This is a genomic window from Streptomyces noursei, assembly GCF_001646665.1.
Lineage (GTDB): Bacteria > Actinomycetota > Actinomycetes > Streptomycetales > Streptomycetaceae > Streptomyces > Streptomyces lavendulocolor.
Window position 1 is genome coordinate 31057 of the sequence record NZ_LWBU01000326.1, and the last position, 12560, is coordinate 43616.

The window sequence follows — 12560 nt, forward strand, 5'->3', positions numbered from 1 at the left end:
CGCCCACAGTGCTCATCGACACATACGGCCGCGTGGCCACTGACCTGCGCGTCTCACTCACCGACCGGTGCAATCTGCGGTGCACGTACTGCATGCCCGAAGAAGGCCTGCAGTGGCTCGCGAAGCCCGATCTGCTCACGGACGACGAGATCGTCCGCCTGATAGACATCGCCGTCACCGGCCTCGGCATCACCGAGGTCCGCTTCACCGGCGGCGAGCCGCTCCTGCGCCCCGGCCTGGTGGGCATCGTCGAGCGCTGCGCGGCCCTGGAGCCCCGGCCCAGGATGTCGCTGACCACCAACGGCATCGGACTCAAGCGCACCGCGACCGCCCTCAAGGCCGCCGGCCTGGACCGGGTCAACGTCTCGCTCGACACCCTGCGCCCCGACGTCTTCAAGGCCCTGACCCGCCGGGACCGCCACAAGGACGTGCTGGACGGCCTCCAGGCCGCCCGCGACGCCGGGCTCACCCCGGTCAAGGTCAACTCCGTCCTCATGCCGGGGCTCAACGACGACGAGGCCCCCGACCTGCTCGCCTGGGCCGTGGAGAACGACTACGAGCTGCGGTTCATCGAGCAGATGCCGCTCGACGCCCAGCACGGCTGGAAGCGCGACGGCATGATCACCGCCGGGGACATCCTGGAGTCGCTGCGGACGCGCTTCACCCTCGACCCGGAGCCCGACGAGGCGCGCGGCTCGGCACCCGCCGAGCGCTGGATCGTCGACGGCGGACCGCACCGGGTGGGCGTCATCGCCTCCGTCACCCGGCCCTTCTGCCGGGCCTGCGACCGGACCCGGCTCACCGCCGACGGGCAGGTGCGCACCTGCCTCTTCGCCCAGGAGGAGACGGACCTGCGGGCGGCGCTGCGCTCGGACGCGCCGGACGAGGAGATCGCCCGCATCTGGCGGCTCGCGATGTGGGGGAAGAAGGCCGGCTCCGGCCTGGACGACCCGAGCTTCCTGCAGCCCGAGCGGCCCATGTCGGCGATCGGAGGCTGACCCCGCCCCGGCCGTGACGACCTGGGTCCGCTCACCCCTCGGAGGGGCGGGACTCCCACTCGGACAGGGTGACCACGTCCTTCAGGAAGCCCCGTACGCCCAGGAACTGCGACAGGTGCTCGCGGTGCTCGTCGCAGGCCAGCCAGGTCTTGCGGCGCTCGGGAGTGTGCAGCTTCGGGTTGTTCCACGCCAGCACCCACACCGCCGCCGTGCGGCAACCCTTGGCGGAACAGATGGGGGTGGTCTCGTCGCTCACAGCACGTCCAAACGAAGTCCCGAACTACCCGGACAAAGGCGACGCCGGGCAGCCACGGGGGGAGCTGCCCGGCGTCGGTCCGTCGCTCCGACGGGGGATGCGGAGCGCCTACGAAGTATGTCACGGGGACCGGGGTGGAGTGCACGGAAACCACATGATTGATCTGAGCTTTTCTTGAGCTTTGCAGACCGGTGCGACGCCCTCGCGGCGCGGTACCGGCCCCAGGGCGTGCCCTTCGGATCCTGCCGGCCCGCTCCGGAAGACGCGCCCTAATGCTGCTCGTACTGCCGTTCCGGCCGCGGACCGCGCCGGTCCCCGTCGTCCCCGGCCGCCGTTTCCGCCGCCGGTCGCGTCCGTGCCGCTCCGGGGTGCGCCTCTCCTGGATGCGCCTCTCCTGGATGCGTCCGCTCCGTGTGCGCCTGCTCGCCGGACCCGTCCGGCGCGCTCCCCGGTGTCAGCACCGGGCGCACGGCGTCCGGGGTCGGGACGAAGCTCTGCGGCTGCGGGGGCGCCGACTCCCGGCCCGCGTTGGCGATCACGACCGCGACGTACGGCAGCACGGCACCCAGGACCAGCGCGACGATCGCCACCTGGCGCTGGACGTTCCACAGGGACGCGGCCGCGATCACCGCGACGGTCCGCACGGACATCGAGATGACATAGCGCCGCTGCCGGCCCCGCACGTCGTCCGCCAGTCCCTGACGGGCGCCGGTGATCCGGAAGACCTCGTCGCTCCCGTGCTTCCGCATCTGTTCCACCACCCGCACACTCGCGCCGGACGCTCCCCGGACCGGCCTGCTTCCACCGTACGCCCGCCCCCCGGCGCGTACGAGACCGGGGCGCCCGTCACCGGTCCGCGGACGGTCCGCCCCGCCCTGACGGACCCGTCCGACATGCGCCGAACGCCCGGTCGACCCAGACTTGTCGGGACTGCTCACGTCGATCCCACCTGAGGAGGCAACCATGGGCTGGTTGTGGGCGATTATCGTCGGATTCGTGCTCGGCCTGCTGGCCAAGGCGATCCTGCCGGGCAAGCAGCACAGCCCCCTGTGGCTGACCACCATCTTCGGCATCATCGGCGGCGTCGCCGGCAACGCCCTCGCCCGGGCGTTCGGCATCGAGGCGACCCCCGGCATCGACTGGGGCAGGCACGCCCTCCAGGTCGGAGCGGCGGTCGTCCTCGTCGGCCTCGGCGACATGCTCTACATGTCGACACGCGGCAGCAGACGGCGGGCCTGACGCCCGGGCCGGTCCCGGCAGGCGACGGGCCTGACGCCCGGGCCGGACCCGGCGTACGTACGGAAAGGGCGGTGCCCCGGGTGCTCGTCCGCACCCGTGGCACCGCCCCGTGACGGCCGGCGCGGCCCGTCAGCCCGCGGCGACCTCGATCGCCGCCAGGTTCTTCTTGCCGCGTCGCAGCACCAGCCAGCGCCCGTGCAGCAGCTCGTCGGCGGTGACCACGGCGTCCTCGGCGGTCACCTTCACGTTGTTCACGTAGGCGCCGCCCTCCTTGATCGTGCGGCGGGCCGCCGACTTGCTCGGCGCCAGGCCCACCTCCGCGAACAGGTCCGTCACCGGGCCGGGCTCGGTGACCCGGGCGTGCGGCAGCTCCGCGAGCGCCGCGGCGAGCGTGGCCTCGTCCAGCTCCGCCAGCTCGCCCTGCCCGAACAGCGCCTTCGAGGCGGCGATCACCGCGGCGCACTGCTCGGCGCCGTGCACCAGCGTCGTCAGCTCCTCCGCGAGGGCACGCTGGGCCGTACGGGCCTGCGGGCGCTCCTCGGTGACCTTCTCCAGCTCCTCCAGCTCCTCACGGCTCCTGAAGCTGAGGATGCGCATGTACGTCGAGATGTCCCGGTCGTCCACGTTCAGCCAGAACTGGTAGAACGCGTACGGCGTGGTCATCTCCGGGTCCAGCCAGACGGCCCCGCCCTCGGTCTTGCCGAACTTGGTGCCGTCCGACTTGGTCATCAGCGGGGTGGCCAGCGCGTGCACCTCGGCGTGCGGCTCCAGCCGGTGGATCAGGTCCAGACCCGCCGTGAGGTTGCCCCACTGGTCGCTGCCGCCCTGCTGGAGCACGCAGCCGTAGCGCCGGTACAGCTCCAGGAAGTCCATGCCCTGGAGCAGCTGGTAGCTGAACTCGGTGTAGCTGATGCCCTCCTGCGACTCCAGCCGCCGGGCGACCGAGTCCTTGGTGAGCATCTTGTTGACCCGGAAGTGCTTGCCGATGTCCCGCAGGAACTCGATCGCGGTCATGCCCGCGGTCCAGTCCAGGTTGTTGACCATGACCGCGGCGTTCTCGCCCTCGAAGGAGAGGAACGGCTCGATCTGCGAGCGCAGCCGCGTCACCCACTGCGCCACCGTCTCCGGATCGTTCAGGGTGCGCTCCGCGGTCGGCCGCGGGTCGCCGATCTGCCCCGTCGCGCCACCCACCAGCGCCAGCGGCCGGTGACCGGCCTGCTGGAGCCGGCGCACGGTGAGCACCTGCACCAGGTGCCCGACGTGCAGACTGGCCGCGGTGGGGTCGAAGCCGCAATAGAACGTGACCGGACCGTCCGCGAGCGCCTTGCGCAGAGCGTCCTCGTCGGTGGACTGGGCGAACAGCCCGCGCCACTTCAACTCGTCGACGATGTCCGTCACGGTGTCGTGTCTCCTTGAACGTGGTAACGATGTGTTCGCCAGTCTATGGGGGTCACACGCCCTGGCTGACCGAACTCATGTTGAAGTCCGGCACCCGCACCGGCGGCATGGCGGCCCGGGTGAACCAGTCGCTCCACTCGCGCGGCAGCGTCCGCTCCGTCCGGCCGGCCTCCGTCGCCCGCGACAGCAGGTCCACCGGCGACTCGTTGAAGCGGAAGTTGTTCACCTCGCCGACGACCTCGCCGTTCTCCACCAGGTACACGCCGTCCCTGGTCAGCCCGGTCAGCAGCAGCGTCGCCGGGTCGACCTCGCGGATGTACCACAGGCAGGTCAGCAGCAGCCCGCGCTCCGTGGCGGCCACCATCTCCTCCAGCGACCGCTCGCCCCCGCCGTCCAGGACCAGGTTGCCGATGCCCGGCGTGACCGGCAGCCCGGTCAGTCCGGCGCTGTGACGCGTGGTGACCAGGCGCTCCAGCCGGCCGTCCCGCAGCCACTCGGTCGGCGCCAGGGGCAGCCCGTTGTCGAACACCGACGAGTCGTCGCCCGACGCGTGCGCGATCACGAACGGCGCCGACTCCAGCCCCGGCTCGTTCGGGTCGCTGCGCAGCGTCAGCGGCAGCGGCGAGAGCGTCTCGCCGATCCGGGTGCCGCCGCCCGGCTTGGAGAAGACCGTGCGGCCCTCGGCGGCGTCCCGGGCGGCCGACGACCACAGCTGGTAGATCAGCAGGTCCGCCACCGCGGTGGGCGGCAGCAGCGTCTCGTACCGCCCCGCGGGCAGCTCGATCCGGCGCTCCGCCCAGCCCAGGCGCTGCGCCAGCTCGGCGTCGAGCGCGATCGGGTCGACGTCCTTGAAGTCCCGCGTCGAGTGCCCCATCCACGCCGAGCGCGTCCGGTCCGGCGACTTGGCGTTCAGCTCCAGCGTCCCCGACGGCTGGTCGTGGCGCAGCCGCAGCCCCGTCGACGTCCCCAGGTACGTCGAGGTCAGCTCGTGGTTCGCGAACCCGTACAGCTCCCGGCCGCCCGCGCGGGCCCGGGCGAACGCCTCGCCCAGCGCGGGCGCGAAGTCCGCGAACACCGCCGACGACGTCTCGGCCGGCGCGTCCGTGAAGTCGGGCGACGCCTGCCCGCCCGCCACCAGCGGCTGCGCGTCCTCGGCCGGCCCCGCGCCCCGCGCGGCCGCCTCGGCGGCCCGTACCAGCGGCTCCAGCTCCTCGGCGGTGACCGCCGACCGGGACACCACGCCCGACGCCGTGCCCTCCGCCCCGTCGACCGTGGCGATCACGGTGAGGGTCCGGCCCCGGGTGACGCCGTTGGTGGTCAGCGCGTTGCCGGCCCAGCGGAGGTTGGCGGACGACTGCTCGTCCGCGATGACGACACACCCGTCGGCGCGGGACAGCTCCAGGGCCCGCTCGACGATCTCGTACGGCTTCGCTACGGGGCTCATCGGCCACCCTCCTGCGCGGTGTTAAGGATGTTCACGCCCCGGAACAGCGCCGAGGGGCAGCCGTGCGAGACCGCCGCGACCTGGCCCGGCTGGGCCTTGCCGCAGTTGAAGGCGCCGCCCAGGACGTACGTCTGGGGTCCGCCGAGCTTCTCCATGGAGCCCCAGAAGTCCGTCGTCGTCGCCTGGTACGCGACGTCCCGGAGCTGGCCGGTCAGCCGCCCGTTCTCGATCCGGAAGAACCGCTGCCCGGTGAACTGGAAGTTGTACCGCTGCATGTCGATCGACCACGAGCGGTCGCCCACGACGTAGATGCCGCGCTCCACACCGCCGATCAGGTCCTCCGTGGACAGCCCGCCCGGGTCCGGCTGGAGCGACACGTTCGCCATGCGCTGCACCGGCACGTGCCCCGGCGAGTCCGCGTACGCGCAGCCGTTGGAACGCCCGAGGCCGGTGAGCCTCGCGATCCGCCGGTCCAGCTGGTAGCCGACCAGGGTGCCGTCCTTCACCAGGTCCCAGCTCTGCGCCTCGACGCCCTCGTCGTCGTACCCGATCGTGGCCAGCCCGTGCTCGGCGGTCCGGTCACCGGTCACGTTCATGATCGGCGAGCCGTACGCCAGCTTCCCCAGCTGGTCGAAGGTGGCGAACGACGTCCCCGCGTACGCCGCCTCGTAGCCCAGGGCCCGGTCCAGCTCCGTGGCGTGCCCGATCGACTCGTGGATCGTCAGCCACAGGTTCGACGGGTCGACGACCAGGTCGTACCTCCCCGCCTCGACGCTCGGCGCCCGCATCTTCTCGGCCAGCAGCTCCGGGATCCGCTCCAGCTCGGCGTCCCAGTCCCAGCCGGTGCCCGTCAGGTACTCCCAGCCGCGCCCGACCGGCGGGGCGATCGTCCGCATGGAGTCGAACTCACCGGTGGTCCCGTCCACGGCGACCGCCGTGAACTGCGGGTGGAGCCGTACGCGCTGCTGCGTGGTGACGGTCCCCGCCGTGTCCGCGTAGAACTTGTTCTCGTGGACGGTCAGCAGCTGCGCGTCGACGTGCGCCACCCCGTCCGCGCGCAGCAGCCGCGCGCTCCACTCCGCCAGCAGCCCGCTCTTCTCCGCGTCCGGCACCGTGAAGGGGTCGATCTCGTACGAGGACACCCAGGTCCGGTCCGCGTGCACCGGCTCGTCGGCCAGCTCCACGTGCTCGGCGGACCCCGCCGCGGCGATCACCTGCGCCGACAGCTTCGCCATGGCCACGGCCTGCGAGGCCACCTTGGCGGCCGCGTCCATGGTCAGGTCGACGCCGGAGGCGAACCCCCAGGCCCCGCCGTGCACGACCCGTACCGCGTAGCCGAGGTCGGTGGTGTCCGACGACCCGGCGGGCTTGGCGTCCCGCAGCCGCCACGAGGCACTGCGGACGCGCTCGAAGCGGAAGTCGGCGTGGTCGGCGCCCAGGGCCCTGGCCCGTGCGAGCGCCGCGTCGGCGAGCGCCCGCAGCGGCAGTGCCGTGAAGGCTTCGTCGATGGAATGAGGCACGAATGTCTCCTGTCGTGTGAGACCGGTCGCCCCGATCATGTCGCGCCGCACGGTCCCGTGCCCAGTACTTTCCGTAGGCCCTTCTGTAGGGACCCGACAGTGACACCCGTACGCCACTGTCAGGGGTCGATTCTCCGTAGCGGCGGCCGGACCGATAGGTTTCCGAGGTACCACACCGCTACGGAAAGGGTGATCCGTTGAGCCGCTCGGTTCTCGTCACCGGAGGTAACCGGGGCATCGGCCTCGCCATCGCCCGCGCTTTCGCCGACGCCGGCGACAAGGTCGCGATCACGTACCGCTCCGGCGACCCGGCAGAGCTCGCCGAGGAGGGCTTCCTCGCCGTCCGGTGCGACATCACCGACGCCGAGCAGGTGGAGCAGGCCTACAAGGAGATCGAGGAGAAGCACGGTCCGGTGGAGGTGCTGGTGGCCAACGCCGGCGTCACCAGGGACCAGTTGCTGATGCGGATGTCCGAGGAGGACTTCACGTCCGTCCTCGACACCAACCTCACCGGCACCTTCCGCGTTGTCAAGCGCGCCAACCGCGCCATGCTGCGCGCCAAGAAGGGCCGGGTCGTCCTCATCTCCTCGGTGGTCGGCCTGCTGGGTTCGGCCGGCCAGGCCAACTACGCCGCCTCCAAGGCCGGGCTGGTCGGCTTCGCCCGCTCGCTCGCCCGCGAGCTCGGCTCGCGCAACATCACGTTCAACGTCGTCGCACCCGGTTTCGTCGACACCGACATGACCAAGGTGCTGACCGAGGAGCAGCGGGCGGGCATCGTCGCCCAGGTGCCGCTCGGCCGCTACGCGCAGCCCGGTGAGATCGCCGCCGCGGTGCGGTTCCTCGCGTCCGACGACGCCTCGTACATCACTGGAGCCGTCATCCCGGTTGACGGCGGATTGGGCATGGGTCACTGATCACATGAGCGGAATTCTCGACGGCAAGCGCATCCTCATCACGGGTGTGCTGATGGAGTCCTCCATCGCCTTCCACGCCGCCAAGGTGGCCCAGGAGCAGGGCGCCGAGGTCATCCTGACCGCCTTCCCGCGGCCCACGCTGACCGAGCGCATCGCCAAGAAGCTGCCCAAGCCGGCCAAGGTCATCGAGCTCGACGTCACCAACGACGAGCACCTGGCCCGCCTCGAGGGCCTGGTCCGCGACGAGCTCGGCAGCCTCGACGGCGTCGTCCACTCCATCGGCTTCGCCCCCCAGGACGCGCTCGGCGGCAACTTCCTCAACACGCCGTTCGAGTCGGTGGCGACCGCGATGCACGTCTCGGCGTTCTCGCTGAAGTCGCTGACCATGGCCTGCCTGCCGCTGATGCAGAACGGCGGCTCGGTCGTCGGCCTGACCTTCGACGCGCAGTTCGCCTGGCCGCAGTACGACTGGATGGGCCCGGCCAAGGCCGCGCTCGAGGCCACCAGCCGCTACCTGGCCCGCGACCTCGGCAAGCAGAACGTGCGCTGCAACCTGATCTCCGCCGGCCCGCTGGGCTCGATGGCCGCCAAGTCCATCCCCGGCTTCACCGACCTGGCGAAGGTGTGGGACGAGCGCTCCCCGCTCGAGTGGGACATGGCGGACCCGGAGCCGGCCGGGCGCGGCATCGTCGCGCTGCTGTCGGACTTCTTCCCGAAGACCACCGGCGAGATCGTGCACGTCGACGGCGGCGTGCACATCATGGGCGCCTGAGCCCACCCCGCGCCCGAAGGCCGCGCACCGCTCCGGGGGAGCGGTGCGCGGCCTTCGCTTTCCCTCCTCCGCCCTCCGGTCCCTCGTTCCCCGTCTGTGTGTACGGTGCGCAGCGCTCCCGAGTCGAAGAGTCACCGATTCCACGGCAAACTGGTGCAGAACGGAAAGGCACGTCCGTGGCTCGGGGAATGCGGGGTGGAGGTGTGGCTGTGCGTACGAGGCACCAGGCGGAACACCGGACGAAGGGCCCCGCGGGGTACGGGGCAACACGGGGCGGAGGGCGCCGTCGCGCGGGGCGCCGGCGGGTGATGGCCCTGTCCGCCGCCGCGCTCCTGCTGTCGGGGCTCGCACTCGGCGCCCGCACCCACGCCGCCGACAAGGAGGCGCCGACGGGCAAGGACGCGCCCGCCGGGAAGGGTGCGGCGGCCGGGAAGGACGTGTACGTCGCCTCGTGCCGTACGTCGGTCGAGGGCTCCCGCGTCACCGCGTACTGCCACAACCCCAACCCCGGCGCGGACCGCGTCCAGCTGCACGTCGAGTGCGCCCGGTGGTGGGACATCGACTCCGACAGCGCGCCCGTCGAGGTGGGCCCGACCGCGTACGCGGAGCTGACCCAGCGCTGCTGGAAGGAGGTCGACGAGGCCTGGATCAGTCACCGGCCGGTGCCCGATCGCCGCTGAGGCACACGAACGGGTACCCGGCGGCCTCCGAGGCGGCCACGTCCCCGTCACCGGCCCTGATGGCCTCCACCAGCCGCGCGTGGTCCATGTGGTTCTCCGGCCGCAGCTCCTGGCCCACGTCGTCGCGCAGCCAGTCCCGCAGCAGGTGCCCCAGGTCGGCGTAGAGCTCCGACATCACCTCGTTGTGCGACGCCGCCACCACGGCGAGGTGGAACGTCGCGTCGGCCGCCACGAACCGCTCCGCGTCCCCCGCCTCCCAGGCCTCCTCGCGCCGGGCGAGGAGCGTGTCCAGCTGCTTCATGTCCCGCTCCGTGCGCCGCTCGGCGGCCAGCCGGGCGGCCGAGGACTCCAGCGTGGAGCGGAGCTCGGCGATGTGCCGGGGGTCGGCGGACGCGAACCGCCGGTGCATCACCCCGGCCAGCTCGCTGGTCGCCACCACATAGGTGCCGGATCCCTGCCGGATGTCCAGCAGGCCGTTGTGGGCCAGCGCCCGGACGGCCTCCCGGACGGTGTTGCGGGCGACACCCAGCTGCTCGACCAGCTCCGGCTCCGTGGGGATCCGGGAGCCGACCGGCCACTCACCGGTGGTGATCTGGTTCCGCAGCTCGGCGATCACCTGGTCGGAGAGCGCGGAACGGCGGGGAGAGCTGAGCGCCATGGTGCTCCTTGGCTCCTGGGAGGAGGTCCTCCGAAACGAAGTGGACAGCCAATCATCCCATGATTCTATGATGGGGTTATGTCCGACGAGCCGCAGACCCAGACCCCGACGCGCACGAGAGCCCTCCCCACGTCACCTTCCCCCGCCGAGGCCGCCCCACCGCGCGCGGGGACGGTCTGGCTCACCCGGCTCCTGGTCCTCGGGCTCGTCCTCGCCGCGCTCAACCTCCGTCCCGCCATCACCAGCCTGGGCGCCCTGCTGGAGGAGGTACGGACGGGACTGCACATGAGCGGTGGCGTCGCGGGCGTGCTCACCTCCGTACCGCCCCTGTGCTTCGCCGTCTTCGGCATCACCGCCCCGCGGCTCGCCCGCCGCTTCGGCCCCGGCGCCGTCGTGTTCGCCGGCATGGTGGCCATCACCGCCGGTCTGGCCCTGCGCCCCTTCGCCGGCGGTACGGTCGCCTTCCTGGCCGCCAGCGCCCTGGCCCTGATGGGCATCGCCGTCAGCAACGTACTGATGCCGGTGATCGTCAAGCGGTACTTCCCCGACCGCGTGGGCACCATGACGGGGCTGTACTCGATGGCCCTCGCCCTCGGCACCTCCCTCGCCGCCGCCGCGACCGTCCCCGTCACCGGTGCGCTCGGCGGCGGCTGGCGCGCCGGCCTGGCCGTCTGGGCGGTCCTGGGCGCCTTCGCCGTCGTGGCCTGGCTGCCGCTCGTGCGCCGCAGGGGCGCCTCGGCCACCGGCACGGGCGCGGCGGCCGGCACGGGGCCCGGCACGGGCGGGGAGGCACCCGCCCTCCGCATCACCCGCAGCCGCACGGCCTGGGCCCTCGCCTGCTTCTTCGGCCTCCAGGCCACCGGCGCCTACATCACCATGGGCTGGATGCCGCAGATCTTCCGGGACGCCGGGGTCTCCGCCGGCACCGCCGGTGTGCTGCTCGCCGTGACCATGGTGATGGGCGTGCCCCTTGCCTTCGTCATCCCCCGGCTCGCCACCCGCATGAAGAACCAGGGCCCCATCGTGGTCGCCCTCGGCCTGTGCGGACTGACCGGGTACGCCGGTCTCCACTTCGCCCCCGCGGCCGGCGCCTGGGCCTGGGCCCTCCTGCTCGGCGTCTCCAACTGCGCCTTCCCCCTCGCCCTCACCATGATCGGCATGCGGTCGCGCACCGGTGGCGGCGTCGTCCGGCTCTCCGCCTTCGCCCAGAGCGTCGGCTACCTCATCTCCATCCCCGGACCCACCCTGGTGGGCACCCTCTACGAGCACAGCGGCGGCTGGGGCACCCCGCTGGCGCTGATGGCGGGGCTGATGGTGCCGCAGATGATCGTCGGGATCGTCGCCGGACGGGACCGGACCATCGAGGACGAAACCTGAGGTGCGAGACTTGGCCCATGCAGCCTGTGCTCGACCCCAACCCCCAGAACGGCCAGAAGAAGCTCCTCATCGTGCTCGGCACGATGCTGGCGATCGGCGTGGTCATCGGCATCATCGCGACCATCGCCTCCCCGTGACCCCGTGATCCCGTGACCCCGCGACTGGGTGCCCCCGCGACCCCGCGACCGGCGCGTCCGTGCCTCCGAGGTCCGTGTCCCCCGGGGGATGGTGGGGCTACCCCCACCATCCCCTAGGGGGCCAGGGTCAGGGTCAAGTGGGTGGACTGCCGGATGGGCCGGGTCGCCCATGATCCGTAGCGTGGAAGCCACCTCGACCTCGGCACCACGGACCCCACGGAGGCGGCCATGCCGGCCCGTACGTACCCGCGGCGGACGCCCGCCGCCACCGCTGCCACCGGTGACGCCCGCGGCGCGGGCGTCACCGCCGTCACCCGGCTGCCGTGGTGGGCCGTGGTCCTCCCCGTGCTGGCCTTCGCCGTCCTCTTCGGGCTCATAGCCGGGGGCGGTGAGGCGCATGCGACGGACGGTGACCCGGCGGTCGGCCGCATCCTCGAGCGGATCCAGCACACGCTCGCACGGTAGGCGGGCCGGCTCCTCAACACCCAGCGCCCCGTGGCGTGTTTCGTGCGAAGCTGGTGGGCATGAGCGTCGATACACCCCGCAGGATCGTGCTACTCCGGCATGCGAAGGCCGACTGGCCCCAGGTGTCCGACCACGAGCGCCCGCTCGCGGAGCGAGGCCGCAAGGACGCCCCCGTGGCCGGCCGGCGGCTCGCCGAGACCGGAATCACCTTCGACCTGGCTCTCTGCTCCACCGCGGCCAGGACCCGCGAGACCTGGAAGCTGGCGGTGCACGAGCTGCCGCAGCGACCCAGGACCGTGTACGAGGAGCGGCTCTACGAAGCGTCGCCCGGGGAGATCATCGCGCTGCTCAACGAGACCCCGGAGGAAGTGGACGACCTCCTCGTCATCGGGCACAACCCCGGCATGCACGCCGTCGCCGACGCGCTCACCGGCCAGGCCGAGGGCGACACCCTGGCGCGGATGAGCCGGGGCGCGTTCCCGACCTCCGCCTTCGCCGTCATCGGCTTCAGCGGCTCCTGGAAGTCCGTCGAGCACGGAGTGGGCACCCTGCTCAGCTACTGGGCGCCCCACGAGTAGCCCCATACCCCCGTACGACCCGTGGGGAGGGCCCGGACACCGACGGGTGTCCGGGCCCTCCCCACCGAGTGCGACGCCGTGCGGACCGGCGGGCGGTACGCAGCGCCCTAGGGAGTGTCCGCAA

15 protein-coding genes are annotated in these 12560 nt (G+C 72.1%); 9 read left to right on the forward strand and 6 right to left on the reverse strand.

Annotated elements, in window-relative coordinates:
* The first annotated feature begins 8 nt into the window (after positions 1-8).
* Positions 9-998: a GTP 3',8-cyclase MoaA gene (gene moaA, locus A4V12_RS23385; protein WP_064071379.1), complete on the forward strand. Its 990-nt coding sequence runs from the start codon at positions 9-11 to the stop codon at positions 996-998.
* 31 nt (positions 999-1029) lie between these two features.
* Here the strand turns inward: moaA and A4V12_RS23390 are convergent, their stop codons facing one another.
* Positions 1030-1254, reverse strand: a complete 225-nt coding sequence (locus A4V12_RS23390) for a hypothetical protein (RefSeq protein WP_064071380.1) — start codon at positions 1252-1254, stop codon at positions 1030-1032.
* A 269-nt stretch (positions 1255-1523) separates the two neighbouring features.
* Positions 1524-2003: a DUF3099 domain-containing protein gene (locus tag A4V12_RS23395; protein ID WP_079137282.1), complete on the reverse strand. Its 480-nt coding sequence runs from the start codon at positions 2001-2003 to the stop codon at positions 1524-1526.
* A gap of 214 nt (positions 2004-2217) precedes the next feature.
* On the opposite strand from A4V12_RS23395, the gene A4V12_RS23400 reads away from it, so the two are divergent.
* The gene (locus tag A4V12_RS23400; RefSeq protein WP_064071381.1) at positions 2218-2493 is read left to right on the forward strand and encodes a GlsB/YeaQ/YmgE family stress response membrane protein; all 276 of its coding nucleotides are present in this window, start codon (positions 2218-2220) and stop codon (positions 2491-2493) included.
* Between the two features lie 129 nt (positions 2494-2622).
* Here A4V12_RS23400 and tyrS read toward each other — a convergent pair whose 3' ends face one another.
* The 3 genes from tyrS to A4V12_RS23415 are packed head-to-tail and all read right to left on the reverse strand — an operon-like array spanning position 2623 to position 6855.
* Complete coding sequence (tyrS, locus tag A4V12_RS23405; RefSeq protein ID WP_064071382.1) at positions 2623-3891, reverse strand: tyrosine--tRNA ligase; 1269 nt, start codon at positions 3889-3891, stop codon at positions 2623-2625.
* 52 nt (positions 3892-3943) lie between these two features.
* The gene (locus A4V12_RS23410; RefSeq protein WP_064071383.1) at positions 3944-5335 is read right to left on the reverse strand and encodes a metallopeptidase TldD-related protein; all 1392 of its coding nucleotides are present in this window, start codon (positions 5333-5335) and stop codon (positions 3944-3946) included.
* Positions 5332-6855, reverse strand: coding sequence for a TldD/PmbA family protein (locus A4V12_RS23415; RefSeq protein ID WP_064071384.1), 1524 nt, complete (start codon positions 6853-6855; stop codon positions 5332-5334). The genes A4V12_RS23410 and A4V12_RS23415 overlap by 4 nt, the downstream gene beginning before the upstream one ends.
* 197 nt (positions 6856-7052) lie before the next feature.
* On the opposite strand from A4V12_RS23415, the gene fabG reads away from it, so the two are divergent.
* The 3 genes from fabG (at position 7053) to A4V12_RS23430 (ending at position 9221) form a co-directional block, all read left to right on the forward strand.
* On the forward strand, positions 7053-7769 hold the full coding sequence (gene fabG / locus A4V12_RS23420) for a 3-oxoacyl-[acyl-carrier-protein] reductase (protein ID WP_064071385.1): 717 nt from the start codon (positions 7053-7055) through the stop codon (positions 7767-7769).
* 4 nt (positions 7770-7773) lie between these two features.
* On the forward strand, positions 7774-8541 hold the full coding sequence (fabI, locus tag A4V12_RS23425) for an enoyl-ACP reductase FabI (RefSeq protein ID WP_064071386.1): 768 nt from the start codon (positions 7774-7776) through the stop codon (positions 8539-8541).
* Between the two features lie 308 nt (positions 8542-8849).
* Complete coding sequence (locus A4V12_RS23430) at positions 8850-9221, forward strand: hypothetical protein (protein WP_064071387.1); 372 nt, start codon at positions 8850-8852, stop codon at positions 9219-9221.
* On the opposite strand, the gene A4V12_RS23435 is transcribed toward A4V12_RS23430, so the two are convergent.
* A complete protein-coding gene (locus tag A4V12_RS23435) occupies positions 9190-9879 on the reverse strand; it encodes a FadR/GntR family transcriptional regulator (protein ID WP_064071388.1) in 690 nt (229 codons plus the stop codon). The two genes, A4V12_RS23430 and A4V12_RS23435, sit on opposite strands and share 32 nt — an antisense overlap.
* Before the next feature lie 78 nt (positions 9880-9957).
* On the opposite strand from A4V12_RS23435, the gene A4V12_RS23440 reads away from it, so the two are divergent.
* The 4 genes from A4V12_RS23440 to A4V12_RS23450 all read left to right on the forward strand — a co-directional run bounded on the left by A4V12_RS23440 (position 9958) and on the right by A4V12_RS23450 (position 12436).
* Entirely contained in the window at positions 9958-11256 is a 1299-nt protein-coding gene (locus A4V12_RS23440; protein WP_064071389.1) for a CynX/NimT family MFS transporter, read from the forward strand.
* Between the two features lie 17 nt (positions 11257-11273).
* Entirely contained in the window at positions 11274-11393 is a 120-nt protein-coding gene (locus A4V12_RS39555) for an SGM_5486 family transporter-associated protein (RefSeq protein WP_107415491.1), read from the forward strand.
* Between the two features lie 228 nt (positions 11394-11621).
* Entirely contained in the window at positions 11622-11858 is a 237-nt protein-coding gene (locus A4V12_RS23445; RefSeq protein WP_064071390.1) for a hypothetical protein, read from the forward strand.
* Between the two features lie 59 nt (positions 11859-11917).
* Complete coding sequence (locus tag A4V12_RS23450; RefSeq protein WP_064071391.1) at positions 11918-12436, forward strand: SixA phosphatase family protein; 519 nt, start codon at positions 11918-11920, stop codon at positions 12434-12436.
* Positions 12437-12560: the final 124 nt, after the last annotated feature.

Excerpts from the sequence above, each read along its gene's own strand:
- A4V12_RS23395 (WP_079137282.1), bottom strand. The coding sequence starts at position 2,003 with ATGCGGAAGCACGGGAGCGACGAGGTCTTCCGGATCACCGGCGCCCGT.
- A4V12_RS23400 (WP_064071381.1), top strand. The coding sequence starts at position 2,218 with ATGGGCTGGTTGTGGGCGATTATCGTCGGATTCGTGCTCGGCCTGCTG.
- A4V12_RS23410 (WP_064071383.1), bottom strand. The coding sequence starts at position 5,335 with ATGAGCCCCGTAGCGAAGCCGTACGAGATCGTCGAGCGGGCCCTGGAG.
- fabI (WP_064071386.1), top strand. The coding sequence starts at position 7,774 with ATGAGCGGAATTCTCGACGGCAAGCGCATCCTCATCACGGGTGTGCTG.
- A4V12_RS23430 (WP_064071387.1), top strand. The coding sequence starts at position 8,850 with ATGGCCCTGTCCGCCGCCGCGCTCCTGCTGTCGGGGCTCGCACTCGGC.
- A4V12_RS23435 (WP_064071388.1), bottom strand. The coding sequence starts at position 9,879 with ATGGCGCTCAGCTCTCCCCGCCGTTCCGCGCTCTCCGACCAGGTGATC.
- A4V12_RS23440 (WP_064071389.1), top strand. The coding sequence starts at position 9,958 with ATGTCCGACGAGCCGCAGACCCAGACCCCGACGCGCACGAGAGCCCTC.
- A4V12_RS39555 (WP_107415491.1), top strand. The coding sequence starts at position 11,274 with ATGCAGCCTGTGCTCGACCCCAACCCCCAGAACGGCCAGAAGAAGCTC.
- A4V12_RS23445 (WP_064071390.1), top strand. The coding sequence starts at position 11,622 with ATGCCGGCCCGTACGTACCCGCGGCGGACGCCCGCCGCCACCGCTGCC.
- A4V12_RS23450 (WP_064071391.1), top strand. The coding sequence starts at position 11,918 with ATGAGCGTCGATACACCCCGCAGGATCGTGCTACTCCGGCATGCGAAG.